This is a genomic window from Streptomyces sp. NPDC045899, from assembly GCF_056431485.1.
Map to the genome: position 1 here is coordinate 12778 of NZ_JBWKKP010000032.1, position 26722 is coordinate 39499.

At 70.5% G+C, this 26722-nt stretch carries 16 protein-coding genes; 3 read left to right on the forward strand and 13 right to left on the reverse strand.

The genetic code is table 11. The annotated features are described in order from the left end of the window. The 6 genes from AC07FT_RS32490 to eccD all read right to left on the reverse strand — a co-directional run. The coding region (locus AC07FT_RS32490) for an AAWKG family protein (RefSeq protein ID WP_479179633.1) at positions 1-2296 on the reverse strand (2296 nt) is incomplete at its 3' end. Positions 2297-2358: 62 nt separating this feature from the next. Continuing rightward, positions 2359-2868, reverse strand: coding sequence for a type VII secretion system-associated protein (locus tag AC07FT_RS32495; RefSeq protein ID WP_479179634.1), 510 nt, complete (start codon positions 2866-2868; stop codon positions 2359-2361). 51 nt (positions 2869-2919) lie between these two features. After that, positions 2920-3240 (reverse strand): WXG100 family type VII secretion target, encoded by a 321-nt coding sequence (locus AC07FT_RS32500; protein ID WP_478774291.1) that lies wholly within the window; start codon positions 3238-3240, stop codon positions 2920-2922. Positions 3241-3295: 55 nt separating this feature from the next. Beyond that, positions 3296-3637 carry a hypothetical protein gene (locus tag AC07FT_RS32505; RefSeq protein WP_478774292.1) on the reverse strand — a complete coding sequence of 114 codons (342 nt, stop codon included), beginning with the start codon at positions 3635-3637 and terminating at the stop codon, positions 3296-3298. 39 nt (positions 3638-3676) lie between these two features. Beyond that, the gene (gene eccB, locus AC07FT_RS32510; RefSeq protein WP_479179635.1) at positions 3677-5212 is read right to left on the reverse strand and encodes a type VII secretion protein EccB; all 1536 of its coding nucleotides are present in this window, start codon (positions 5210-5212) and stop codon (positions 3677-3679) included. 18 nt (positions 5213-5230) lie between these two features. Further along, positions 5231-6631, reverse strand: a complete 1401-nt coding sequence (gene eccD, locus AC07FT_RS32515; RefSeq protein ID WP_479179637.1) for a type VII secretion integral membrane protein EccD — start codon at positions 6629-6631, stop codon at positions 5231-5233. A 349-nt stretch (positions 6632-6980) separates the two neighbouring features. On the opposite strand from eccD, the gene eccCa reads away from it, so the two are divergent. After that, positions 6981-11024, forward strand: coding sequence for a type VII secretion protein EccCa (gene eccCa / locus AC07FT_RS32520; RefSeq protein WP_479179639.1), 4044 nt, complete (start codon positions 6981-6983; stop codon positions 11022-11024). A gap of 104 nt (positions 11025-11128) precedes the next feature. Here the strand turns inward: eccCa and AC07FT_RS32525 are convergent, their stop codons facing one another. Continuing rightward, positions 11129-12229: a S8 family serine peptidase gene (locus tag AC07FT_RS32525; protein WP_479179640.1), complete on the reverse strand. Its 1101-nt coding sequence runs from the start codon at positions 12227-12229 to the stop codon at positions 11129-11131. A 175-nt stretch (positions 12230-12404) separates the two neighbouring features. Between AC07FT_RS32525 and AC07FT_RS32530 the strand changes: the two genes are divergently transcribed. Next, on the forward strand, positions 12405-15713 hold the full coding sequence (locus tag AC07FT_RS32530) for a right-handed parallel beta-helix repeat-containing protein (protein ID WP_479179642.1): 3309 nt from the start codon (positions 12405-12407) through the stop codon (positions 15711-15713). A gap of 70 nt (positions 15714-15783) precedes the next feature. On the opposite strand, the gene AC07FT_RS32535 is transcribed toward AC07FT_RS32530, so the two are convergent. The 6 genes from AC07FT_RS32535 to AC07FT_RS32560 all read right to left on the reverse strand — a co-directional run bounded on the left by AC07FT_RS32535 (position 15784) and on the right by AC07FT_RS32560 (position 23726). Next, a complete protein-coding gene (locus tag AC07FT_RS32535) occupies positions 15784-16356 on the reverse strand; it encodes a cysteine hydrolase family protein (protein WP_479179644.1) in 573 nt (190 codons plus the stop codon). Further along, on the reverse strand, positions 16353-17738 hold the full coding sequence (locus tag AC07FT_RS32540) for an MFS transporter (RefSeq protein ID WP_479179645.1): 1386 nt from the start codon (positions 17736-17738) through the stop codon (positions 16353-16355). Before AC07FT_RS32540 ends, AC07FT_RS32535 begins: the two co-directional genes overlap by 4 nt. A gap of 88 nt (positions 17739-17826) precedes the next feature. After that, complete coding sequence (locus tag AC07FT_RS32545; protein WP_479179647.1) at positions 17827-19560, reverse strand: hydantoinase B/oxoprolinase family protein; 1734 nt, start codon at positions 19558-19560, stop codon at positions 17827-17829. After that, complete coding sequence (locus AC07FT_RS32550; protein WP_479179648.1) at positions 19557-21674, reverse strand: hydantoinase/oxoprolinase family protein; 2118 nt, start codon at positions 21672-21674, stop codon at positions 19557-19559. Before AC07FT_RS32550 ends, AC07FT_RS32545 begins: the two co-directional genes overlap by 4 nt. A 49-nt stretch (positions 21675-21723) precedes the next feature. Beyond that, entirely contained in the window at positions 21724-22878 is a 1155-nt protein-coding gene (locus AC07FT_RS32555; protein WP_479179650.1) for a pyridoxal phosphate-dependent aminotransferase, read from the reverse strand. A gap of 134 nt (positions 22879-23012) precedes the next feature. Further along, positions 23013-23726: a GntR family transcriptional regulator gene (locus AC07FT_RS32560; RefSeq protein ID WP_479179651.1), complete on the reverse strand. Its 714-nt coding sequence runs from the start codon at positions 23724-23726 to the stop codon at positions 23013-23015. Between the two features lie 252 nt (positions 23727-23978). Here AC07FT_RS32560 and AC07FT_RS32565 point away from each other — a divergent pair, with 252 nt between their 5' ends. Further along, positions 23979-26657 carry a SpoIIE family protein phosphatase gene (locus AC07FT_RS32565; RefSeq protein WP_479179653.1) on the forward strand — a complete coding sequence of 893 codons (2679 nt, stop codon included), beginning with the start codon at positions 23979-23981 and terminating at the stop codon, positions 26655-26657. Positions 26658-26722: the final 65 nt, after the last annotated feature.

Below are 26722 nucleotides of genomic sequence, written 5' to 3' on the forward strand. Positions count from 1 at the left end.
CCGCCTCCTGCTCTTTCTGCTCCTGCTTGGCCTCCTGCTCCTGCTGGAGCTTCTCGGCCTTCTTCTCCTGCTCGGCCTGCTTCTGCTCCGCCTCCTGCTCTTTCTGCTCCTGCTTGGCCTCCTGCTCCTGCTGGAGCTTCTCGGCCTTCTTCTCCTGCTCGGCCTGCTTCTGCTCCGCCTCCTGTTCCTTCTGCTCCTGCTTGGCCTCCTGCTCCGCCTGCTTCTGCTCGGCCTCCTTCTCCTTCTCCGCTTGCTTGGCCTCCTGCTCGGCCTGCTTGGCTTCGTACTCGCTCTCGGTCTTGATCCGCTGCTGTTCGGCCTCCTTCTCCTTCTCCTCCTGCTTCTTCTCGGCTTCCTGTTCCTTCTGTTCCTGCTTGGCTTCCTGCTCGGCCTGCTTCTGCTCGGCCTCCTGCTCCTTCTGCTCCTGCTTGGCCTCCTGCTCTGCCTGCTTGCGTTCCTGTTCCTTCTTCTGCTGCTCGCGCTCGGCTCGCGCCGTATTAGTCGCAATAACCTGCTGTTGTTCCTGCTCCTGCTGCCGCTGCTCGGCCTTCTTCTCCTGTTCGGCCTGCTTCTCCTCGGCCTCCTGTTCCTTCTGCTCCTGCTTGGCCTCCTGCTCCGCCTGCTTCTGCTCCGCCTCCTGTTCCTTCTCCGCCTGCTTGGCCTCCTGCTCCTGTTCCTTCTGCTCGGCCTTCTTCTCCTGTTCGGCCTGCTTCTCCTCGGCTTCCTTCTCCTTCTGCTCCTGCTTGGCCTCCTGCTCCGCCTGCTTCTGCTCCGCCTCCTTCTCCTTCTCCGCCTGCTTGGCCTCGGCTTCCTTCTCCTTCTGCTCCTGCTTGGCCTCCTGCTCCGCCTGCTTCTGCTCCGCCCTCTTCTCGGCCTCCTCCTGCTTCCTGTCCTGCTCCTTCTGCCTCTCGTCCGCCTTGCGGTCGGCCTCTTCCTGCCGCTGCTCGGCCTTCTTCTCCGCCTCTTCGGCCTTCTTCTTTGCCTCTTCCTCCTTCTTCTTCTGTTCCGCCCTGTCGTGCGCGGCCTGGTCCTTGGCGAACTGCTCGCTCAGGCTGGTGGTCGTGGTGTCGATCTTCTTGGGGAACTTCTGGTCGTTGAAGGAGTTCTGTACGTCGATCAGAGCCTGCTTGCCCGCGGTACCCAGGACGTCGATGACGCTCTGCTGCCAGCGCTTGATGGCCTCCTCGCCGATCTTCTTCCAGGTCTCCTTGTCCTCCAGCGGCCCGTACTTGCGGGATCCGCCGTAGAAGCCGTCGAACTTGACCTTGTGGTCACCCCTGGGTCCCACGCCGTGATAGGTGGACCGGAGCTTGTAGCGGACCTTCTTGATGTTGTTGTCCCACACGTCGTCGGTGACTTCGAGCAGGATGTCGTGCAGCCAACGCAGCGGATTCCCGGTGAGCAGCTGCCAGGTATCCCATTTGGCATGCAGCTTGCGTACGGCCGACTCGATGTCCGTCCGGAACTTCCGCAGATCGTTGCCGTACTTCGAGTGAATGTTCCCGGAGACCGGGAATTGCTCGCTGTACGCCTCATAGTTGCGGGCCAGGCCGTGGATCATGTCCCTGAAGACCCCCGCGGCCTGTCCCTTCCATGAGGCTTCCTCCTTGCCGAGGTCGAACTCCCAGTCGTGGAGGTCCTTGAGCCGATGGCTGAAGAACTGGGCTGCCCGGTCATAGGCCTCGGCCGCATCCGTGAACGACTCCAGATTCACGGCGTTCTTGTTCTCGACCCGGAGGTCGTTCCAGTCGAAGTCGATGGTGCTGCCATGATTCAGCAGCCAGTCCAGCGCCCTTCCGGTGCCGTAGCTGTACTGCGTCAGGGCCTTGTTGCTCCAGACCGTGTCCTTGCTCTGCTTCTCGAAGTCCTTGCCGAGCTTGCTCTTGAAATCGCCGCCGTAGAACTCACCGCCCGCCGGGGGCGAGTCCGTGCCCGCGGTGCCCAGCAGCGTGATGCGGGCCTTCTTCATCACGACCTTGGTGTCCACCGCGGCGTCGCCGATCGAGCCGTGCTTCCCGGAGTAGAAGGGCACCACGAAGTCGGTGTTCTCGATGCGCCACCCGGAGTTCTCGGTACGCCAATGCATGTCGTTGACCGCGTCGAGTGTGGCGTTGGACGGCTCCCCGTCATGGTCCGAGAACTCCACCCGCATCAGGGGAATCTTGTCGTTCCCCAGGAGGTCACCGAAGAGATCCTGCCTCAGTGGCGCCTCGTACCCGGTCAGCACCTTGACGGCGAGGTGCCAGTAGTCGTCGGTGGAATGAGCGGGGAAGACCCGCTTGGACTCATCGGACACGACGTGACTTCTCCGGAGGCTGGATGGTGGGTGGTCAGGGCGGCGAGAGGGTGGTTACGCGGTCATTCCTTGTCGTCGTTGTCGCCCCCGCCGCCGCCCTTGCCGCCGCCCTGCAGGTCCTCGTCCACGTCCTCGAACACGTCCAGGAATTCCTGGCCGTCTATGGAGAGCAGGTTGTCGCCCTGCGCCTTGAAGAGGGTGTCGATGGTGTCCCGCAGGTTGTCCTCGATGTCCTTGAAGAGCTTGGTCTGCTCCTCGTAGAGGGTCGTCAGATCAGTGGCGGTCTTGCCGACGGCCTTGTTGAGCTGCTCGCCCTTGCCACCGAGGTTGGCCGCCTGCAGCATGAACCCGATGCCCAGCGGCTTGCCGGTGTCATAGGAGTCGAAGCCCTCCTCGGTGATGTCCGCGTCACCGATCAGCGTGGCCATCGCCGGCCCGGCACCAGGGTCGTCCTGACCGATCTTGCGGATCTCGTCCTTGAAGGGCAGGACACGGTCGTCCAGGAACGACTGAAGCCCCGCCTTGTCCATGGACAGCTTCTTGGTGTGAGAGTTCGGGTCTTCCTTCGCCACGACGTGTCCTTCCTTCGCTTCCTTCGGGAGCCTCGGCCGCGCTGAGGCGCGTCAGCGGCCGATCTTCACCGAACTCCACATCTCGGTCAGCGACTTCTCGCTGTACTGGTAGTTCTCGGAGACCGAGGTCAGCAGGGTGGAGTGCTTGGTCAGCAGCTCCTCCATGGCCTTGACCGCGTTGTCCCACTTCTGCTGCTTCTCGGCGTAGATGTCCTTGTCGTCACCGATCCACGAGTTCTTGAGCTCGTTGAGCTCCATCTCCAGGTTGGAGAGTGTGGTCGCGATGGCCTTGGTCTGACTGATCATGTCGTCAGCGGCGTTGCTCATCTGCGAGTAGTCGACGTAGATGTAGCCGTCACTGAAATCGCTCATTGCCTGTCCTCGTCTCGCTTGGGATGCGCAGGGGTGTGGGTCCGGGCTGCGCCGGTCAGCCGGCCAGGGCGTCGAAGACGGAGTCCGACGCCGCGTAGGCCTGGTTGATGGCCTCGTTCGAGGAACCCTGCTGCTTGCCGTGCTCGGCGAGGGTCTGGTTCAGCGTTTCGATCATGTCCTGAACGTTGGTCAGGATGACGTCGGCCTTCTCCTCCCAGGAGGTGACCAGGTCCTTGAAGGCTCCACCGTCACTGCCCTTGTAGTGGGCCATGAGGTTGTTCTTGGTGTTCTCGACGTCCTGACGGCACTTCATGACGCCGCTGAACGCCATCTCCAGCGCCTGGACGCCGTTCCGTGTTGCGGATTCCTCCGACTGCTGCATTCCGTTACCGGCCACGGGTGTCCCTCTCGTCGTTTCGATCCGGGACCGGTGATGCTAGGCGTCGGGGGTTGTCTTCCCGCCCTTCTGGCTTGTCGTCAGATTGTCTTTGGTGTGTCCGGCCTTTTTCCGCACGTCACAGCGCGGTGCCGTGACATCCGCACGGCCCCTCTCGGCGGCCTGGGGGTACAGGTCAGGGCCGGAGGGGAGCATCGCCAGCATCAGCAGGGGCATCTCCCGCGGTGTGACGTCCTTGTAGCCGAGCGAGGTGACCGCGTCCCCGCTGGACAGGCGGTACTTCACTCCCGTCTCGGTGACCAGGTAGACCGTGTTGCCGACCTTGCCGCCACCCGCGCCCACGGCCCGTACCAGCGCCCCGCCGCCCGGCGGCACGGTGATCCGGTCCACCGGCAGACAGGCCGCCGCGGCCACTCCGGACGCGTGCTGGGCGGCCGGACCGAGGTCGGGTGTGGCGGGCAGGGTGACCCCGACGCGGGTCCCCTTGCCCTCCGGCGTCACCCGGGCGCACAGGGCGTGGCCGCCGGGCACCGCCACCGCCTTCGGCGGGTTCTCCGGGGACTCCCCCGGGCCCTTGGACTGCCCCGCCCCGGGAGCGAGGTGTTCCCGCAACGCCTCCGAGGTGAGGGGCACGGGCGCCGCGGAAGCGCCGCCGTACGCCTTCTGGCGGGTGGCCGGATCGCCCAGCAGCAGGGCCACCTCGGTCGGGGTGAGCGGTTTGAGTCCGTCCTCGCCGAGCACGTAGTAACGCGTACTGGCACCGGGTACGGCCAGCTTGAAGACCTGGCCGACCGTGGTGCTCCGGCCGCCCATCCGGGGGCCCGCGTCCCCGAGCCCGGAGGTGCGCGGAGCGGCCAGATCGGGCCCCGCGGGCAGTGCGTTCAGGAAGGCGGCCGAGACCGGGACGGGCCGGGTGGACGCGTAGCCGAGCGCCTCCTCGGCCCCGGACTTGCGGTCCAGGCGCAGTCGGCTGCCCTGCCACACCAGGTAGTCGGTGCCCTCGGGCCCCGCGACCAGCAGACCTTCACCGGAGCCGAGCCCGTCGCCCTGGGCCTCGTTGCCGACGGCGAGCGTGGTGACGGCCCGGGGGCCGGACTTCGTCACGGCGGGGACGGCGGTGGAGCACACCTGCCAGGGCTCGTCGGACAGCGCGTCGGGCCCCGGGAGTTCGTCGGGCGCGCCCTCGATGCCGATCGGAGTGCCGTAGGGGGTGCCCTTGAGGGAGGCCGCGCTCACCGTGGTGGTGCCCATGTCGGAGCCGCCGAGGAGCAGGGCCGAGGAGTAGTTGCGCACCGGGCGCAGCCGGCCGTCGAGGTAGAGGTAGCGGCCGCCGGTCTCCTTGTTGACGATGAGGTCGCCGGAGGACCGCCAGGAGTTCTGCTGGCCGGGCTTGATCAGGCCGAACACAAAGGCCCCGGCACACAGCAGCACGGCGATGATGATGCCGATCGTGATGCCCCGGTTGGTGCGGCCCTGGGGGCTCTCGGGTGCGTCGGGATCGGAGCGCAGCATGCTGGAGGTGAGCCGGCCCATCAGGAACATATGGGCCTGGACCTGGTCGCGTTTGTTCTGCATCGGAACGGGTCCTCCGGACTATCCGTTGAAGGCGCGCAGCGCGCCGTACACACCCAGCACCCACAGCGACAGGGGCAGCAGGCTGATGGCCATGGCGGAGTGCAGCAGCTCGGCCGCCCGGCCCCAGTAGGGCACGAGCCGCCGGCCGGGGACGGTCCAGGAGGCGATGGCGGTCGCCGCCGCGACCGCGAGCAGCCCGGCAGTCAGCAGCAGTCGCCCGGCTGGGGTGGCCGAGGTGGCCGCGTCGTGGGCGAGCAGCACGGCACCCCAGACACCGGCGGATACGAGGGAGAGCCGCTGGAGGGTGTTGCCGAGCCCGCGGCTGTGCAGCAGCAGGAGCAGCGACAGGGCCACGACGGTGAGGGTGTTGGGCAGGCTGGGCCGGTAGGCGAGTCCGTACAGGCAGGCGGCGCAGATGGCACCGGTGGCCGCGTACAGACCGGTCATCCAGCCGTCGGCGACCACGGTGCGGGCGGCCACGGCGGACGGCGCGTGCGGTTCGATGCCCTCCTGGAGCTGCTGGGCGTTGGTGGGCAGGGGTGGCATGCGCAGCCCGGACAGCCGGAAGGACATCGACGGGACGAAGGCCCCGAAGACGACCGCCGCCAGGGCGATGATCCCGGCCGCGTGTGCCGGTCCGAGGTCCCAGGTCATCATCAGCACCGCGGCCAGGACGGTCGCCACCGCGACGGCGACCAGGGCGAGGAAGAGCGCGGCGAAGGCGGCCACCGCCGCGACCGCGAGCATCGCCCCGCCGGCGCCCGCCGCTCCCGCCGCCAGCAACCGGGCGCCCAGGGTGGTGTAGTGGTGCGGGCCGCTCAGCTCCCCGCCGGGCAACAGCCAGCCGGCCAGCGCGAAGTAAGGCACGGCGGTGAAGCCCAGCGCGGCACCCGCCTCGGCGTCGCCGACGGCTCGGCTCGCGGATCCGGCGCCGCCGAGCAGCAGCACACCCGCCGCGGCCGCGGCCAGTGCGCGCACCGAGCCGGAGTAGCCGGGCTGGGCCAGTACGACGAGCCCGGCGGCCAGGGTGAGCACCAGCAGTGCCAGCAGAACCCGGCGGGCGGTCCGCGCCGTCCAGCCGAAGGGGCGGTCCGCCATGGTGGTCGCGATGCCGTCCACCAGGTCGTCCAGCAGCACTTCGGGCAGGGTGTCGGCGCGGGGGCGCAGATACAGCGTTTCGCCGTCGAGCAGTCCGAGGGACTCCAGACTGGCGTCCTCCTCCAACGGTCCGCCACCGAGCCGCTGAAGGACCCAGCCTCCGTGTTCCAGGCCCTCTTCGGCGAGCGTGTCACCGGCGTAACTCACCAGAGTGGGCAGCAGATCTGCCACGGGTACGTCCGCGGGCACCGCGAGGTCGATGGACTTGGCGGGCGCGCGCACCGTGATGCGGCACAACCCTGCCGTTGCACTGTCGGTCATGGGGAAACTCACGCTTCGTCGGGAGATCGGGGGTTCTCCGGGGAGGGGCTTGCGTTGGACGTGTGCGCGGATCGGTTGCACACTACTTGCTGCACCGCCTGCTGCTTCGCGGCCGTTTCAACGCACCGTGGAGCGGCCGTCTCAACGCACCGTAGAGTCGGATCGTAGACTCTTCACACCCCGGCCGGGGTTCCTGCCCCCGGTCCGGCCCACACGGCCCTGCCGTCTCCCGCGCCTGCCCGCTCACTCGTATCCCGCTGCCCTGCCACGCAGGTCAGCGCCCGAACGCCGCCCCGGCGTGCCGTGCCGGGTGCGCTCCCCCGGCAGCACCCTGAAGGAGACCGCTCACTTGAGTACCGTCCTGTTCCGCAGGCCCGCGCGTCGGCGCGGACCGGACATGCCCGAAGGAGAGCTGAGCCTCCAGGAGCCGCCCACGCTCCCGGAGGTGACGCCGGACAGTTCGGCGGTGTGGAACTACCTGCCCATGGCGCTGATGTCGGTGTCCATGATGTTCATGTACATGAGGCCGGGGGGATCCCGGAGCGGTGCGTTCATGTACGTGGCGCTGGGCATGATGGTGGTGTCCGCGGGCGCCATGATCCTGGGGCAGTTCGCGCGCCGGGGCAGCGAGCGCAAGCAGCGGCTCAAGGGCGAGCGACGTGACTACCTGCGCTATCTGCGACAGACCCGGCGCAAGGTGCGCTCCGCGGTGGTCGATCAGCAGCGGGCGCTGGCCTGGCGCCACCCCGCCCCGGGCGCGCTGTGGTCGCTGGTGGGCACCACCAGGCTGTGGGAGCGCCGGCCGGGCGACGACGACTTCGCCGAGGTACGGGTGGCGGTCGGCGACCAGAAGCTGGGGCTGCGGCTGGCTCCGCTGTCCACCAAGCCGGTGGAGGACCTGGAGCCGCTGAGCGCCCATGCCCTGCGCAGCTTCATCCGGGCGTACTCCACCGTGCCCGAGCAGCCGATCGCTGTCTATCTGCGCACCTGGGCCCGGGTGTTGTTCCGGGGGGACGAGGAGCGCAGCCGGGCGCTGGCACGGGCGGTGCTGGCGCAACTGGCCGTGGTGCACGCGCCCGAGGACCTGTGGATCGCGGTGTGCGCGGCCGACGAGCGGCGCGCGGACTGGGAATGGGCGAAGTGGCTTCCACACAATCTCCACCAGCAGGAGTCCGATGGCGCGGGTTCGGTCCGGATGGTGGTGTCCTCGGTCAACGAGCTCGACGATCTGCTCGGGGCGGAGTTCGGCGAGCGGCCGCCGTTCGAGCCCGACGCGACGCCGGGGCGTGAGGAACCGTACACCGTGGTGGTCCTGGACGGAGTGACGGTGCCCGGGGGCCACCGGATGGACGGGCCGGGTTTCCGCAACGCGGTCGTCCTGGACCTGGCCGGTTCGCTCACCTGGCGGCCCGGCCGGGCCACCTTGCGGCTGGATCTGGCCGAGGAGGTGATGCGGCTGGTGCGCACCGACCGGGAGCGCAAGGAGCAGACCACCCCGCTCGGCCGGCCGGACCGGTTGAGTACGAGCACCGCCGTCTCACTGGCCAAGCGGCTCGCCCCGTACCGCATCGGTGTGGCGCAGGAGAGCGCCGAACCGCTGGCCGCGGACACGGAGCTGACGACCCTGCTGGGCATCGCGGATCTGTACCGGCATGAACCGCCCTCGCTGTGGTCCCGCCGCACCGGGTCGGACCGGCTGCGGGTGCCGATCGCGGTGGGCACCGACGGGGCGCCGGTGGAGCTGGACATCAAGGAGTCCGCGCAGGGCGGCACCGGCCCGCACGGCATGCTCATCGGCGCGACCGGCTCGGGCAAGAGCGAGCTGCTGCGCACCCTGGTGCTGGGGCTCGCGCTCACCAACTCCTCCGAGACACTGAACTTCGTCCTGGTGGACTTCAAGGGCGGCGCCACCTTCCTGGGCCTCGATGAACTCCCGCACACCTCCGCCGTGATCACCAACCTCGCCGACGAGGTGGCCCTGGTCTCCCGGATGCAGGACGCCCTCCACGGCGAACTGATGCGGCGCCAGGAACTGCTGCGCGCCGCGGGCAACTACACCTCGGCCCTGGAGTACGAGAAGGCGCGCGCCGACGGGACCCCGCTGGTCCCGCTGCCGAGCCTGTTCGTGGTGGTCGACGAGTTCAGCGAACTGCTGGCGGCACACCGCGAGTTCATGGAGCTGTTCGTCATGATCGGACGGCTCGGCCGCAGCCTCGGCGTACATCTGCTGCTGGCCTCGCAGCGCCTCGACGAGGGCCGGATGCACCAGCTGGAGAGCCATCTGTCCTACCGGATCGGTCTGCGCACCTTCTCGGCCATGGAGAGCCGCGGGGTACTGGGCGTACCGGACGCCTACGAACTGCCGCCGCGCCCCGGAAGCGGTTTCATCAAGACCGGTGTGGAGGCGCTGACCCGGTTCCGCGCCGCCTATGTCTCCGGTCCGTACCGGCGCCGCAGCGGCACCGCGCACCAGGCCCGGGTGGCCAGCCAGGTGGTGCCGTGGACGGCCGGCTGGGTCGTACCGCGCCAGATGCCCGACCTGCCCGAGAACGAGGCGGAGGAGCCGGACGAGGAGGAGGGCGACTCGCTGCTGTCGGTGGCCGTGGAGCGGATGCGGGACGCCGGGCCCCCCGCACACCAGGTGTGGCTGCCGCCGTTGAACGAGCCGTCGACCCTCGACGAGTTGCTGCCGCCGCTCGTGGAGCATCCCGAGCACGGGCTGACCGTCGGTGACGCTGCGCGGCGTGGCCGGCTGACCGCGCCGGTCGGTGTCGTGGACCGCCCCTTCGACCAGCGCCGTGACGAACTGCTGGTGGACCTCGCCGGTGCCGGTGGCCATGTCGCCATCGCCGGTGGTCCGCAGAGCGGCAAGAGCACGCTGCTGCGCGCCCTGATCATGTCCCTCGCGCTCACCCACAGCCCGCGCGAGGCGCAGTTCTACTGCCTCGACTTCGGCGGTGGCACCCTGGCGGGACTGGTCGGCCTCCCCCATGTCGGCGGTGTGGCCGCGCGGATGGACAAGGAGCGCGTCGGCCGGGTGATCGCCGAGATCACCTCGCTGCTGGCCCACCGGGAGCGGTTCTTCCTCGACCACGGCATCGACTCCATGGCCACCTTCCGGCGCCGCCGGGCCGCCGGGGAGTTCCCCGAGGAGAAGCACGGCGACGCCTTCCTGGTCATCGACGGCTGGTCCACCGTCCGGCAGGACTACGACCAGCACATCGCCACCTTCAACGCCATCGCCGCCCGCGGTCTGAACTACGGCATCCATCTCATCGTCACCACCGCCCGCTGGGTGGAGCTGTCCTCCGCGGTGCGCGACCAGTCCGGCACCCAGCTGGAACTGCGCATGGGTGATCCGATGGACTCCAACATCGACGTGCGCAAGGCGGCCGGGGTGCCGCGGATCGCCGGCCGCGGTCTCACCCGGGACTCCAAGCTGCACTATCTGACGGCGCTGCCGCGGATCGACGGACGGCCGGACGCGGAGGACCTGTCCGAGGGCGTGGCCGATCTGGTTGCGCGGGCCCGCGCCGCCTGGCCGGGCGAGCCCGCACCGCCGGTCCGTATGCTGCCCACCCTCCTGCCCGCGGCCGAACTGCCGCCCGCCGAGGGCGATCTGCGAGTGCCGCTGGGGATCGAGGAGGACGGGATGGACACCGTCTGGCACGATTTCGCGGCCAATCCGCACATGATCGTCGTCGGTGACACCGAGAGCGGCAAGACCAATCTGCTGCGGCTGATGGCGCGCGCCATCACCGAGCGCTACACACCCGCCGAGGCCCGCATCATGGTGGTGGACTACCGCCGTGAGCTGGTGGAGGCGGTGCCCGACGCGTACCGGCTGGGACACGCGGTGTCCATCGACGCGCTCAAGGAGCTGGTCGACGGAGCGGCCCGTGCCGTACGGACCCGGGTGCCGGGTCCCGATATCGCCCCGGCACGGATGCGGCTGTGCGACTGGTGGACGGGGCCACGGCTGTTCGTCCTGGTCGACGACTACGACATGGTCGGTGGCGGCGGACCGCTCAACCAGCCGTTCGCCCCGCTGATGGACCATCTCGCGCTCGGCTACGAGGTCGGGATGCACCTGGTGGTCGCGCGGTCGGCCGCGGGTGCGGGGCGTGGGCTGAACGAGCCGCTGATGCGGCGGCTCCAGGAGGTCAACACACCCGGGATCCTGCTGTCCTGCCCGCCGTCGGAGGGCTATGTGTTCGGCAACGTCAAGGGCCGCAACCTGCTGCCGGGGCGTGGTGTGCGCATCGCCCGCCGGAAGAGCGTGCAGATCCAGACGGCGCTGCTCGAGACCGAGCCGGACCCGGCCCCCGCGTCGCCGACCCGCCCGGACACCACGGGCGGGGGCCCGGACGCCCCGGGGCCACGGGCCTCATGACGAGCGGCGGGAGTGTCGCGGACGCGGGGAGACGCGCTGGACGCGCCCCCCGCGTCCGGGGCGTTGTGCGGGGCCCGTGGCCCAGGCGGGTGCCGGGCCGGGCTTCAGGTCCCGTCGGACGGGGTCCGGTCCGCCGGACGCCAGCCACGGGCCTTGCCACGGGGGACGATCACCATCGCCGCGCCCACGAGCAGCACCAGGCCCAGGCCACCGGAACTGATCAGCAGCGCCCGCTCGCGGGGGGTGGCGGAAGCCGCCGCCGGGATGTGCGCCGGACCCGGCTCGGGCTCGGCGGCGGCCGCCTCGGTGGGCAGGACCGCCGTGAGCCCGGCGTAGGTGTCCAGCCTGGGGGCCTCATCGGGGTAGGCGGCCTGGAGCAGCCTGCGGGAGACCTCCGTCGCGGAGAGGTCGGGGTGGTAGGAGCGGATCAGCGCCGCCGCCCCCGCGACGTGCGCGGCGGCCAGCGACGCACCCGAACCGATGAAGTGGCCACGGCCCTTGGCCCCGATGCCGACCACCGCGTCACCGGGTGCGGCGAGATCGGCGTCGAGTGCGCCGGGCGCCTCCTTCGGACGGCCTCCGGCGGGTCCGAAGTCCACGACGGACAGCACCCGGGGGACACGGGCCGGCCAGTACGCGCGGGCGCGGGTGTCCGCCTTCCCGTCGGCTCCCTCGGGCGCGATGTCCGGTGTGGCGGGGGCGACGACCAGCACGTCCTTGGCCGTGGCATGGGCAACGGCCTCGGTGAGCTCCTTGCTCCCGGCGGTCAGGGTCTGGCCGACGTACACGACGGAAGCACCCTGGTCCACGGCGGCGGTGATGCCCTCCGCGATGCGCTGGGCGCTGGGGTTGCCACGGTCGTCGGTGCCGCGGATCGCCAGGACGCGCGCATGCGGCGCCACTCCGGTCACCGCGCCCTTCCCGGTGGGAGCGGCCGCGATCAGGCCCGCCGCGAAACTGCCGTGGCCCACACAGTCCTGGCCCGCGTCGTCCACGGCCGTGACCCGGCCGGACAGCGCGGGGGCGCTCTCACCGACGCCGGTGTCCACCACGGCCACCGTCACCCCCGTGCCCTGGGACAGCTGCCAGGAACGGGAGAGTTGGAGCGCCTGGCGGGTCCATGGCTGGGTGTCGGCGGTCTTGGCGGAGGCGGTCGCACACGTGTCGTCGGCGCCCATCCGCAGGCGCAGGGGTGGGAGGCTCACCGGGTCACCGGCATCGGCGTGGACTGGCTGGGGCAGCACCAAAGCGGGAATCGCGGCTGCCGCCGCAATCGCCAGAGCACGGCGGTAACGGTCGCATCGCATACGGCACATGTTATGGGATGGGATCCTGGGACCGGGCTCGGTCCGGCTCATCACGAATTCAGGAGGGCACAGCGTGTCACGGCAGGTACTTACGGTCGGCCCGGAACAGCCGGACGGTTTCCGGACCATCGGTGAGGCGCTGGCCACGGCACGTACGGGGGCGGTCCTCCGCGTCCGTCCCGGCCGCTACCCCGAGAACCTCACCGTCCGCACCCGGGTGACCATCGTCGCCGAGGGCGAACCGGGCAGCGTGGAGATCTGTCCGCGCCGCGGCTCCGCGCTGACGTTGATGGCCGACGCGGTGATGCTCACCGACCTGACGCTGCGCGGCGGCGGCGAGGACGTGCCCGTGGTCGACGTGCCGCGTGGCCAGGTCGCCATGGAGCGCTGCACCGTGATCGGTTCGGGGTGGACGGCGGTGCTCGCCCGGCACACCGGTTCGCTGGCCATGCGCGGCTGCCGGGTCACCAACCGCGAGGGCGCCGGCATCGTGGACACCTCCGAGAGCGGGAGCGCCATCGAGGACTGTGTCCTGGAGAACCTCGGCACCTCGGCCGTGGTCCTCAGCGAGAACGCGCGCTCCACCATCCGCGACTGCCGGATGCGGGACGCCCGGGGCAATGGTGTTCTCGCCAACGGCGAGTCACAGGGGTCCGTCGAGTCCTGCGACATCTCCGGGACCGACAAGCCCGCGATCGCCCTGGAGGGCAACAGCACCACCCGGGTGGTGCGCACCACCGTCCGGGACAGCGCCGTCGGCGTCTATCTGACCAGCGGCTCGCGGCCCACCGTGGAGCAGGTGGCGGTCTCCGGCACCTCCGGCCCCGGGATCGCCCTGTCCGCGGGGGCGGATCCGCTGCTGCGCCGGTGCACCACCTCCCGTACCAAGGGTCCCGGTCTGGTGGTCTCCGAACGCTCCCGCGGCACCTTCGAGGACTGCGAGTTCACCACGTCGACGGGGTCCGCGATCCGGGTGGCCGACTTCAGTTCGCCGTCCTTCCTCCACACGGTGGTGCGGGACTGCGCGGATCCGGCCGCGGCCGTGCTGCTGGTCGAGGACTCCACCGCGGAGTTCGACCGGCTGGAGGTGTCGGGCGGTGCGGGAAGCGCCGTGTCGATCCGCTCGCGCGCCAACCCGCTGATCCGGCACGCCCGGCTCTCCTCCCCCGGAAGGTACGGCGTCGAGGTGGGTGACGAGGGCCGCGGACGGCTGGAGATGTGCACGGTGGAGGGCGCCACCGACACCGGGATCCGGATCGCCGACGGTGGCAACACCCAGATCGGTGACTGTGTGGTGCGCTCCTCCGGGGAGACGGCGGTGTCCGTGGGCGGTGAGGGGATCGCCACCGTCCGGGACCTGGAGATCGAGGACTGCGGCGCCTCCGGTGTGGCCGTGGACTCCGGCGGGGAGGCGTCCCTGGCCCGGGTGCGGATCAGCGGCGCCGGGGCCCATGGTGTTCTCCTGGCGGCCGGGGCCCGCGCGGAACTGAACCGCTGCGAGGTGAGCGGCAGCGTCGGTGACGGCATCCGTGTGGACAGCGCGGAACCGGTCAGCGTCACCAACTGCACGGTGCGGGACAACCGGGGCGCCGGGCTGACCCAGACCCGGGCGAGCGAGCGGCTGGAGGTGCTGGACCTCACCAGCTCCGACAACGGCACCCCGGACGTCTGGGGCGCCGAAGTGGCCGGGGGCGGCGGCGTGTCCGGCGCGAAGGACTCCGGCAGCACCCAGCCCAAGGAGCCGCTGGAGGAACTGGAGGCCCTGATCGGCCTCGACGGTGTCAAACACCAGGTGCGGACCCTGGTCAACCTCAACCAACTCGCCCAGCGACGGGCCCGGCTGGGCATGCCGGTGCCGTCCATGAGCCGCCACCTGGTGTTCGCCGGACCGCCCGGCACCGGCAAGACCACCGTGGCCCGGCTCTACGGTTCCATCCTCGCCCAGCTGGGTGTGCTGCCCTCCGGCCATCTCGTCGAGGTGTCCCGCGCGGATCTGGTGGCACAGGTCATCGGCGGTACGGCCATCAAGACCACCGAAGCGTTCAACGAGGCCATCGGCGGTGTGCTGTTCATCGACGAGGCGTACACCCTCACCCCCGAGGGCGGCAGTTCCAATGACTTCGGCCGCGAGGCCGTGGACACCCTGCTGAAGCTGATGGAGGACCACCGCGAGGACGTGGTGGTCATCGCCGCCGGATACTCCTCGGAGATGGGCTCCTTCCTGGACTCCAACCCCGGTCTCGCCTCCCGCTTCACCCGCACCATCGAGTTCACCAACTACTCGGTGGCGGAACTGGTGACCATCACGGAGAGCATGTGCGGGTCCCACCAGTACGAGCTGGGGCCGGGCACCACGGACGCGCTCGCCGCCCACTTCGAGCGGATGCCCCGGGACGCCACGTTCGGCAACGGCCGTGCGGCACGGCGGGTCTTCGAGGAGATGGTCGACCGCCAGGCGTTCCGGCTCGCCACCATGTCCGAGCCCGCCGAACGGGACCTGACGCTGCTGCTGCCCGAGGACATCAGCGACGACTCCGCCGCAGAGAAGGGGCCCGGCGAGGACCGCGAGGCACTGCTGGCCCGGCTGGAGGCGATGGTGGGCCTCGGCGCGGTCAAGCGCGAGGTCACCGATCTGGTGAGCCTGCTGACCACGGCGCGGCAGCGCGAGGCCGCCGGACTGCCCGCGCCGCGCATCAGTCAGCATCTGGTGTTCTCGGGTCCGCCCGGTACCGGCAAGACCACCGTGGCCCGGCTGTACGCCGGGATCCTGCACTCTCTGGGGGTGCTGCCGCGCGGCCAGCTCATCGAGGTGGCCCGGGCGGATCTGGTGGGCCGCTACGTGGGCCACACCGCGCAGCTCACCAAGGAGGTCTTCGACAGCGCCAAGGGCGGTGTGCTGTTCATCGACGAGGCGTACACCCTCACCCCCGAGGGATCCTCCTCCGACTTCGGCCGGGAGGCCGTGGACACCCTGCTGAAGCTGATGGAGGACCACCGGGACGAGGTGGTCGTGATCGTGGCGGGCTACACGGACGAGATGCGCCGGTTCCTGGACTCCAACCCCGGTCTGGCCTCGCGTTTCTCACGCTTCGTGGAGTTCGAGAACTACTCCACCGATGAGCTCCTCACCATCCTGGAGCGGCATGCGGAGGACTCCGGCTACTCCTGCCCGGCGGACACCCTCGGCGCGCTGCGCGAGCGGGTCGAATCCCTCCCGCGCGACCGGTCGTTCGGCAATGCGCGGCTGGCGCGGAAGCTGCTGGAGAGCATGATCACCCAGCAGGCCCGCCGTCTCACGGCGAAGGCCCAGCCGAGCGTGGACGATCTGCGGACGCTGCTGCCGGACGACCTGCCCGCCGCGGGCCTCGGCGCGCTCGGCTGACGGCGACGGCACGCGGTGATGGCCCGCTCCCCGAGGGGAGCGGGCCATCACCGCGTGCCGAGCGGGCGATTCACAGCTCTCCGAGCCATGTCTCCGCCGTCGTGACCCGCGCGCCCCGGCCGGGGAAGATCCGCTCCATGAAGACGTCATGGACGTCCCGGTCGGCGTCCGCGCAGGCGTCGTCCAGGACGGTGACCCGGTAGTCGCGGTCCATGGCGTCGTAGAGCGTGGCCGCGACCATGGCGCTGGTCGCCACTCCGGTCAGCACGACCGATTCGATGTGCTGGGCGCGCAGCACCAGGTCGAGTTCGGTCCCGGCGAACGCGCTCGCGCGGCGTTTGGTGATGACGACGTCCTCCGCCGTCGGTGCCAGGTCCGGTGTGACGCCCGCTTCCCCGGACCCCTCGTGGAAGAGCGTGCCGGACCGGTGGAACGCGGTGAGCACCGTGTTGTTCGCGGAGACATCGATTCCCGAGGCGCGCAGTTCGGTGCGGATGAACACGATGAGCACGCCGTGCGCGGCGCGCGCCGCGGGTACCAGCGTCCGCAGAGGGGCCAGGGGTGCCCGGGTGAAGGGGTAGTTCTCCAGGATGCCCGTCTGCATATCGCCGACGATCAGTGCGGTGCTGGTGCGCCCGGTCACGCGGTCTCCTTCGTGTCGTGGGTCTGCGGCAGTGGGTCCCGCCGCTGGGGCGGTGGGTCCTGGGCGGCCGACGCTTCCGCCTTCCGGCCGGCCGTCAGCAGGATCACCAGCCCCCCGGACATGATGAGGGCGATGGCCAGCAGGGCGTAGGTGAAATCGCCGGTCGCGTCCGCGATGGCGCCGGTCATGTAGGGGCCGAGGAAACCGCCGGCGTTGCTCACCGAGTTGATCAGTGCGATGCCCGAGGCCGCGGCGGCGCCGGTCAGACACAGCGGAGGGAGTCGCCAGAACTGCGGCATGGCGGTGAAGATCCCGGAGACGCTGACGCAGAACGCGGCGATGAACAGCACGTCGTGGTGGGTGAAGGTGGCCAGCACCAGACCCACCACACCGAAGGCCAGCGGTACCGCCGTGGAGAACACCGCGGACCGGCGTGCCGCCACCTTCGCCCAGCCGAGCATGGCGAGGATGGCGATCGCCGACGGGATTCCGGCGAGCAGCACACTGCTGACGTCGGAGACGGCGGAGGCGTGGCCGGTGAGGGTGGCGATCATGGTCGGCAGGAAGAAGGCGATGGGGTACAGGCCGAAGACGATGGCGAAGAAGGCGAGGGAGAGCATCCAGACCCGTCCGCTGGAGAGGGCCTGGCGCATTCCGGTGAGCGCGCCATGTGCGTTCTGACGGGCGGTCTCCTGGCTGAGCCGCCGCCGGATGGCGTCCTTCTCCTCGGAGGTCAGCCAGCGGGCATCGGCGGGACGGTCCGGCAGGAAGGCGTAGATGACGATCCCGGCGGCCACGGTGAACAGGCCCTCGGTGAAGAACAGCGACCGCCACCCGGTGTGCCCGGTGAGCTGTTGGCCCCAGGACAGCATGGCCGCGGCGAGAGGTGAGCCGATGATGCCGGACAGCGGAAGCATGATGAAGAAGGCCGACATGGCCCAGGCGCGCTGTCGCCTGGGGAACCAGTAGGTCAGGTACAACAGGATTCCGGCGGCGAGACCGGCCTCCGCGAAGCCGAGCAGAATCCTTGCGGCGTAGAGCTGGGCCACGTTCTGCACGGCCCCGGTCGCCATGGTGACCAGACCCCAGGAGACCAGGATGCGGGTGATCCATTTCCGCGCCCCGAACCGGCGCAGCATCATGTTGCTCGGTATCTCCACGAGGACATAGCCGATGAAGAACAGACCGGAGGCCAGGCCCGCTTGTCCGGCGGTCATGCCGAGGCTCTCGCTGAGCGGCCGCGCCGCATAGCCGAGGTTGGCGCGGTCGATGTAGCTCATCACATAGGCGAGGCCGATGAGCGGAATGATGCGTACACCTGTTTTGCGCCACACCTGGCGCATCTCGTCGTCGGTCGGTACGGGGGTGGTGACCTCGGCCATGGCGGGGTCCTCTCGATGAGCGGGTCCGAGGGTGGTGAGGTGGGGGGTCGGGGGAATCGAGCGGGGACGGGGTGTCCCGTTCCCGCCGCTAGTGGCGCGGGGCGGCACGCCGCCGCCGGGTCTCCGCGGCGTCGATCTCGCCGTCGGGGGTGATGACCACTCCGTAGTCGCGGCTCGCACCGGAGGTGGTGACCTTCCCGTCGAGGACGTCCCGCAGGACGTGTCCGGGGTCGCGGGTGAAGGGGTCGCCGTGTCCTCCCCCGCCGGCGGTGATGTGCCGGTGGCGGTCGCCGGAGCTGAGCTCCCGGACCACCTTGGCCGGGAGCACCTGCTCATGGCGGGTGCCGGGGTTGAGGACGTTGGAGGAGGTGGTGCCCGGGGATCCACCCTGGAGCCCGTAGGGCAGATGGGTCCGCCGGTCGGAGCGGATCTGCACCGAGACCGCGGGGGCGAGCACCGTCATATCGCGGAAGGTGGACAGACCGCCGCGCCACCGGCCGGGGCCGCCGGTGTCGGGCAGATAGCCGTAGCCGTCGATACGCACCTGGCCGGAGTGTTCGAGCTCCTCCACCGGTACGTTGGCCAGGTTGGCACCCAGCGGGCTGATGCCGTCCACCCCGTCACGGTCCGGCCGGGCTCCCCAGGCCCCGCACAGGATGTCCCACAGCACGCTGGTGGTTCCGTCGGCGCCGGTGATGCCGATGGCCACGGAGTCGGGGCCGCCGTCGCCCGCGGCGGGGACCCGGTCGGGGAAGACCGGTGCCAGCGCTCCGAGGACGGTGTCGATGATGCGGTAGGCCACCAGGCCCCGCGCGCCACGGGCCGCGGGCCGCCTGCCGTTGAGGATGGAGGCTTCGGGGATGGTGAAGCCGATCGGGCGGTAGAAGCCGCTGTTGGCGGGGATGTCGGAGCCCAGGGCGCCCTGGAGGGCGGCGTAGGAGGCGGACCGGGTGAAGGACGCGGTGGCGTTGAGGGCCGAGGCCACCTGGGGGGAGGATCCGGTGAAGTCCAGGTGCAGGGTGTCGCCGGTGATGGTGACGGTGACGCGGAAGGGGATGGGCGGCGAGCCCATACCGTCGTCGTCGATGAAGTCCTCGAACGCGTAGGCGCCGTCGGGGACCTCGGCGAGCGCCGCGCGCAGCAGTGTCTCGGAGTGGTCGAGGAGTTCCTCGCTGAGCGCGGTGAGCCCCTCGGTGCCGTGGCGTTCGGCCAGTTCCCTGAGTCCCACGCCGCCCGCGTGGCACGCGGCGAGCTGTGCCTCCAGATCGCCGCGCAGCAGGGCGGGTTCGCGTACGTTGCGCAGGATGAGTGCGAGGAAGGTCTCGTTGAGCCGTCCCGCCTCGTACAGCCGGGACGGCGGTATCTGCACACCTTCGGCGAAGATGCTGGTGGACTGCACCGCCATGGATCCCGCGGCCCAGCCTCCCACGTCCACGTGGTTGACCACGGTGACCGAGTAGCCGATGAGCTCCCGGGCCGGGGTGAACACCGGGGCGACCGCGAAGATGTCGGGCAGGTGCATACCGCCCAGGTCGGGGTCGTTGAGCAGATAGACATCGCCCGGGCGGACCGCGTCACCGAACGCGTCCAGCACCGCGCTCATGGCGTCGGGGATGGAACCGAGGTGCACCGGACAGGTGTTGGCCTGCGCGATCACCCGCCCCGAGGCGTCGCACAGCGCGGCGGAGAAATCCATGCTGGACGCGACGATCTGGGAGTGCGCGGTACGCAGGATGGTGATGGCCATCTCGTCCGCGAGTCCGGTGACCGCGTTGCGGTGGACCTCGAACGTGGCGGCGTCGCTGATGGGGCGCGGGCTCATGCGGATGCCTCCGGGGCGGTGGTCGTCCAGACGATGACGATGTTGTTGAGGTGGTCCAGGTGGGCGGTGGCCCCCGGCGGTACGAGGGTGGTGGCGTCCATGTCCTCGATGACCAGGGGGCCCGGACGGAGGTCCGCGGACAGCTCGGCGCGGGTGATGACCGGGGTCGGCTCACTCCGGTCGAACCGGCACGTCCGGGTTGTCCCGGGGCGGGTCTCCTCCGGTGGCAGGCTCAGGATCCGCTCGATGCCCACGGGGTTGCGTATCCGTCCGCGGACACGCAGGTTGACGATCTCCACGAGTTCATCGGCCCCGGTTCGTCCGTAGGTGCGATGGTGTTCGGCGTGGAACCGCTGCCGTGCGGCTGCCATCGCTCCGGGATCCAGCGGGCCACCGGGGACGGTGACGGACAGTTCGAAGCGCTGGCCCCGGTAGCGCATATCGAGGATCCGCAGGATGTCCGGGTCTGCCGAGGGGTCGGTCTCGAGGAGGGTCTCGGTGACCTCCTCCGCCATCCGGTCGAATTCCGCGGTGAGCAGGCCGAGTGCCTCGAAGTCCGCCCGGTGGGGTGTCACGGCCTGTCGTTCGGTGTCGGCGACGAGCAGCCCGAGGCTGCTGAACAGTCCGGTGTGCACGGGGACGATGACGGTGTCGATGCCGAGTTCCCGGGCGATCGCCGCGCCGTAGAGGGGTCCGGCGCCGCCGAAGGCGACCATGACCGCCTCCCGCGGATCGCGGCCGCGTTCGCTGGTGACGGCCTTCACCGCTTTGGTCATGCTGGACACGGCGACCTGATAGGCGCCACGGGCCGCCGCCGGGACGTCGGCGCCCAGGTCCCGGGCCACCGGGGCGATGGCCTTCTCGGCGAGGTCCGGGCTGATGGCCACCCGTCCGCCCGCCAGGGCGTGCGGGCTGAGGTAGCCCAGGACCACGTTGGCGTCGGTCAGCGTGGGGCTGGTCCCCCCGTTGCCGTAGCAGGCGGGGCCGGGGCGGGACCCGGCGCTGTCCGGGCCGACGCGCAGGGATCCGGCGATGTCGGTGGAGATGACGCTGCCGCCGCCCGCGCCCACTTCGGCGATGTCGATGGAGGGCACACGCAGCGCGTATCCGGCGCCCTTGCCCATGCCACGGGTGATGTTCATACCCCCGCCGACCTCGTAGTCACCCGCGACGAACGGCTCCCCGTTCTCGATCAGGGATGCCTTGGCCGTGGTGCCGCCCATGTCGAAGGCGACCACCGACGCGAGTCCCATGTGCCGCGCGAGTTTCTGGACGGCGATGACACCGGCGGCGGGCCCGGACTCGATGATCTGTACCGGGCGCCGCACCACGGAGGGAGCGTCGAGGAGGCCACCGCTGGACTGCATGATCATCAATGGGGCGGAGACACCCGCCTCCCGCAGTCCCTCGCCGAGCGCGGTGACGTAGCCGTGCACCTGGGGGCCGACATAACTGTTGACGACGGCGGTGCTGGTGCGCTCGTACTCCTGCATCTGCGGGGTGATGTCCACGGAGGCGGTCACATACCTGCCCGGCAGCAGGGCCCGCAGCTCGTCCGCGACCCGGCGCTCCTCCTCGGGGCGGACATAGGAGTTGATCAGGCAGACCGCCACCGCCTCGAGGTCCGCGGCCGCGATTTCGGCGGCCACCCGGGCCAGTTCCGCGGGGTCCGCGGGGGGTTCCAGCCGGCCGTCGGCGGTGATGCGCTGGTCGATCTCGTAGCGGTGGCGCCGGGGTACGAGCGGGGCGGGCCGCTGCCAGGACAGGTCGTACAACCGCGGACGGCGCAGCCGGCCGAGTTCCAGGACGTCCCGGAATCCCCGTGTGGTCACCAGGGCGGTCCGGGCTCCGCGCGCTTCCAGGATGGCGTTGGTGGCCACGGTCGTGGCGTGCAGCATCGCCCCGACCTCCCGCGGGAGCGCCTCCGCCGCGGACAGCGCGGCAGCGGTTCCGCCGAGGACACCGCTGCCGAAGTCCGGCGGTGTGGAGAGGACCTTCACCGGCACCACACGGCCCCCCGGACCCAGGGCGATGACATCGGTGAAAGTGCCACCGATGTCGGCGGCGACGTGCCAGCTTCCGGTATCGCGAGCGGTCTTGGCGGGTCCTGACACGTTCGGCTCCTTCGAGGTGGTTCCTGAAACTGTGGAGATCTCAGAGAGCTCAACTGAGATCTTTACGTACCGCGCGGGGGACCCCGCGCGTCAGCGCCGCGAGCCGCCGCCCCGCCTCCTCCAGAGTGGCGACGGATCCGCCGTACACCATGCGGACGTGGGTGTCCGGTCCGGCGAAGGCGTCCCCGGCGATGGCGGTCACCCCGTGGTCCAGCAGCAACCGTTCCAACGCCCGCCCACGGAGGCCGAGTCGGGCACAGTCGGCGAATACGAAGACACCGGCGTCGGGCCGCACCGAAGGAAGTCCGGCGCGCTCCAGCCCGCCGCGGAGGACGTCCCGGCGGGCCCGCAGGGTGGCGAACTCCCGCTCGATCCAGTCCTGTGGTCCGGTGATGACGGCGTGCGCCGCGGCCATGGCCACATCGCCGACATTGATGGCGTCCCACTCGAAGGCACGGTGGATCGGCCCCATCAGATGGGCCGGGGCGTGGACGTATCCGACCCGCCAGCTGGTGAACGCGTAGTTCTTGCTGAGGCTGGTGACCGTGACCAGATCGGGGTGGCGGTCACGCAGCAGCATCTGCGGTACGTAGCCGGGCCCGTCCCAGACGTACCGCTCGTAGCATTCGTCGGAGAGGACGGTCAGCCCGTGGCGGGCGGCGACGTCCAGCAGCCCGGCCAGCAGCTCACGGCTCGGCACATGGCCGGTGGGGTTGTTGGGATTGCAGATCAGCACGGCCCGGGTGGCCGGGGTGACGGCGGCCTCGATGGCCTGTGGACCGCACTCCCAGCCGCGGCCCTCGTCGCTCCGTACGTACACCGGCCGCGCCCCCGCCAGGCGGATCGTCCCGTCGAAGAAGTAGCTCGGCGCGGGCACCAGGACCTCGTCCCCCGGTGACAGCAGGGCCCGCAGGACCACGCTCATCCCGTGCTGGGCGCCATGGGTGATCAGCAGCTCGCGCTCCGGGTCCACGGCGAGCCCGTGCACGTCCTCCAGCCGGGAGGAGATCGCCCGGCGGAGCGCGCCGGAACCGCGGCTGCGCCGGGGGAACACCTGCCCCGCGGCCGTCCGCACCGCGTCCACGACATGCGGGGGCATGGGGAGCGCCGGCACACCGCGGAACGGGAGCAGGTCTGCACGGCCCGCCGCCACCGCGCGGGCACGGTCGGCGAGGACGAGGGCAGGCAGCCGGTCCAGTGTCATCAGCTTCCCCTCACGGAATGATTCGCGATTTGAGATCTCAGATACTATTGCTGAGATCTCAGATCAGCTCACCACTCCGGAGGAACAGCCGTCAACCCCCTCGGCGGACGTCAGGTGGCTCCGGCGCCCGCGGCTCAGCTCAGGCCGATGCTGACCTCGGCCAGCGACGCGTGCGACACCAGCTTGTCGATGATCTGGTCCTGCGAGGTCTGCGTCCTGGCCCGCATGGCCGCACGGGCCGCGGCCGGATCACGGTCCCGGATGGCCTCGAGGATCTCCCGCCGCTGATGCGCGGAGGACGCCGAGAACGGCAGCGACGCCAAGGTGATCCGCAGGACCCGCTCCAGCTCGTCGAAGGCCCGGACGATCGACTGGGCCAGCATGTCGTTGCCGCAACGGTTGGCGATGATCGCGTCGAACTCGAGACTGGCGCGGAGGAAGGCGTCGACGCTCACCATGTCGCCCGCCTCGTACGTCACCGACAGAAGCTCTTCCATCCGGGCGAGATCGCCCGCCGGAGCGCCGAGTTCCGCCACCAGCCCCGCGGCCTCGACCTCCAGCAGCCGGCGGAAGGCACACAGATCGCGGGTGCCCTTGAGGGTGACCGGGAGGACGCGGTAGCCCGAGCGCGGCAACGCCTGCACCAGCCCGTCCCGCTGCAACCGGGTCAGCGCCTCCCGCACGGGCATCGTGCTCGCACCGGCCCGGCGCTCCAGGGCCGACTTGGTGACATGGGCGCCCGGCTCCAGCTCCAGTTCGATGATCTGGCGCTTGATGGCGGCGTACGCGCGCTCGGTGGCACTGAGGCTCGGATGGTCCTCGCTCAGGATGGCCGGCAGATACTTCACGCCTCCACCCTAGCCCTCTGTGATCTCACCCCACGACCCCGTGGATCCCAGCCGGCGGGAGCTGACGTTCCGTCCGCCGTCCGGTGCGGGGTGGATCCCGACACTCGCCCAGGAGCGGGCCCTGACCGCGATCTCCCCCCGAAGCGGTAGAAATAGTTTATGGCCGGAATTATGGGTAGAATCCGACGCGGAATTTCGCCCAGGAGTACGCCCCAGGGGAAGCCGGGGCGCCTGCTCAGGGGGCTGAGCTCCATGCTGAGCATGCGCAGCCTGGCCGGTCAGGTGTTCCTGCTCCAACTGGCGGTCGTGGTGCTGCTCGTCATCGCCGCGCTGATCGCCCTGGTGGTGCAGGTCCGACGCGACAGCATGACGGACGCCCGGCACCGTACGCTCGCCGCCGCCCAGGCGTTCGCGAACTCCCCGGGGATGCTGGCCGCGCTGGACAGCCCCAACCCGACCGCGGTGCTCCAGCCGCGTGCCGAGGCCGCCCGGAAGGCCGCCGGTGTCGACGCCCTGATCGTCTACCGGGTGGACGGGATCACCCTCACCCACAGCGACCGGCGGCAGATCGGCAAGCACATCATCGGGCCCTACGCGGAGGCGGCCTCCGGGAAGGCCTTCACCAGGACCTTCCAGGGGTCCCTGGGCCTCTCCGTGGTCTCCGCCGTCCCCGTCAAGGACAGGGACGGCACGGTCGTCGCCGTCGTCGCCGCCCCCGTCACGGTCGGAACGGTGCAGGAGGGGGTGGACCGGCAGCTTCCGCTGCTGTTCGCGGGCGCCACCGGAGCTCTCGCCGTCGCCGCCGCCGGATCGGGCCTGGTGAGCCGACGGCTGCGGCGGCAGACCCATGACCTGGGCCCGGCCGAGATGACCCGGATGTATGAGCACCATGACGCGGTGCTGCACGCGGTGCGGGAGGGGGTGCTCATCGTCGGCGGCGACGGGCGGCTGCTGCTGGCCAACGACGAGGCCCGGCGGCTGCTGGACCTGCCCGGGGACGCGGAGCGGCGCCAGGTCACCGGTCTCGGGCTGGGCGCGGAGCTCGCCGGACTGCTGGCCTCCGACCGACCGGCCACCGATGAGGTGCATCTGGCGGGCGACCGGCTGCTGGCCGTCAACAAGCGGCCCACCGCCCCCCGGGGAGCGTCCGGCAGCGCGGTGACCCTGCGCGACACCACCGAACTGCGGGCCCTCTCCGGCCGGGCCGAACTGGCCCGCGAGCGGCTGAAACTGCTCTACGACGCCGGGGTGCGGATCGGGACGACGCTGGATGTCACACGCACCAGCGAGGAACTGGCCGAGGTGGCGGTCCCCCCGTTCGCCGACGTCGCCACCGTCGAACTCCCGGATCCGGTGCTGCACGGCGAGGAGCCGTCCGGTACCAGCACCGCGATGCGGCGCACCGCGGCGGTCGGACTGGAACCCGGCCACCCCCTGTACCCCGTCGGCGAACTGATCCGGTTCGCCGAGGCGCACCCCTTCACCACCGGGGTGGCCAGCGGCCGGGCGGTCCTGGTGGGCGAGTTGAGCGACGACGAGGGCTGGCGGTCCCAGGATCCGCAGCGCGCCCGGCGGGTCCTGGACTACGGCATCCGCTCCCTGGTCGTGGTCCCGCTGCGGGCCCGCGGAATGCTGCTCGGGACGGCGCACTTCTGGCGGGCCGCCTCCTCCCCGCCGTTCGACGAGGAGGACGTGTTCTTCGCCGAGGAGCTGGCCGCCCGTGCGGCGGTGTGCATCGACAACGCCCGCCGGTACACCCGTGAGCACTCCACGGCCGTCGCCCTCCAGCGCAGCCTGCTCCCCCGCGGGCTCCCCGAGCAGTCGGCCCTCGAGGTGGCCTACCGCTACCTCCCGGCCCGGGCCGGTGTGGGCGGTGACTGGTTCGACGTCATCCCGCTGTCCAGCGCCCGGGTGGCCCTGGTGGTGGGCGATGTCGTCGGTCACGGTCTGCACGCGGCGGCCACCATGGGGCGGCTGCGCACCGCGGTGCACAACTTCTCGGTCCTGGACATGCCCCCGGAGGAACTGCTGGGCCGGATGGACGAGCTGGTGGCCCAGATCGACGCCGAGGAGGCCGACTCCGGGGAGGAGCCGGGCATCACCGGAGCCACCTGCCAGTACGCCATCTACGACCCCACCTCCGGACATGTGGCCGTCGCCACCGCCGGTCATCCGGCCCTGGCGGTGGTCCATCCCGACGGGGCCGTGGACTTCCCGGCGGTGCCGGTCTCCCCGCCCCTGGGACTGGGCGCCGGTCTGCCCTACGAGAGTGCGGAGCTGACGGTGCCCGAGGGTTCCCGGCTGGTGCTCTTCACCGACGGGTTGATCGAGGGCCGCGACCTGGACGCCGGACTGGAGGACCTGCGCCGTGCCCTGGCCGGACCCGACCGCGATCCCGAGGCCACCTGCGCCACGGTGATCGAGGCCATGGTGCCCGTCCAGTCCAGGGACGACATCGCGCTGCTGGTGGCCCGCACCCACCGGCTGGACAGTTCGCGGATCGCCGAATGGGACGTGGCCTCCGACCCCGCGGCGGTGGCCCCGGTCCGCGCGGAGTGCGTCCGGCAGCTGACGGAGTGGGGCCTGGAGCGGATCGCCCTCACCGCCGAACTCATCCTCAGCGAACTGATCACCAACGCCATCCGCTACGGCACCGAGCCCATCACCGTAAGGCTGCTCCATGACCGCACCCTGATCTACGAGGTCTCCGACGGCAGCAGCACCTCGCCCCGGCTGCGGCTGGCCAAGGTCACGGACGAGGGCGGCCGCGGACTCTTCCTGGTGGCCCAGTTCACCGAGCGCTGGGGCACCCGCTACACCCCCACCGGCAAGGTCATCTGGGCCGAACAGTCCCTCCACAACGGCGCCGGGCCGTCGGCCGAGGGCATCGGGGACCTCCTGCTCGGCGAGGTGGACGACACCATGTGGTGAGGGCGGCGGCCGGGCCGGTGGACCGTTCACTCCACTGACCCGCCGTGCCTGCCACCACCAGGGGC

Bases quoted from the DNA above. Each gene is read 5' to 3' on its own strand.
- AC07FT_RS32545 (WP_479179647.1), bottom strand. From the start codon at position 19,560: ATGAGCCCGCGCCCCATCAGCGACGCCGCCACGTTCGAGGTCCACCGC.
- AC07FT_RS32500 (WP_478774291.1), bottom strand. From the start codon at position 3,240: ATGAGCGATTTCAGTGACGGCTACATCTACGTCGACTACTCGCAGATG.
- eccD (WP_479179637.1), bottom strand. From the start codon at position 6,631: ATGACCGACAGTGCAACGGCAGGGTTGTGCCGCATCACGGTGCGCGCG.
- AC07FT_RS32555 (WP_479179650.1), bottom strand. From the start codon at position 22,878: ATGACACTGGACCGGCTGCCTGCCCTCGTCCTCGCCGACCGTGCCCGC.
- eccB (WP_479179635.1), bottom strand. From the start codon at position 5,212: ATGCAGAACAAACGCGACCAGGTCCAGGCCCATATGTTCCTGATGGGC.
- AC07FT_RS32565 (WP_479179653.1), top strand. From the start codon at position 23,979: ATGCTGAGCATGCGCAGCCTGGCCGGTCAGGTGTTCCTGCTCCAACTG.
- AC07FT_RS32540 (WP_479179645.1), bottom strand. From the start codon at position 17,738: ATGGCCGAGGTCACCACCCCCGTACCGACCGACGACGAGATGCGCCAG.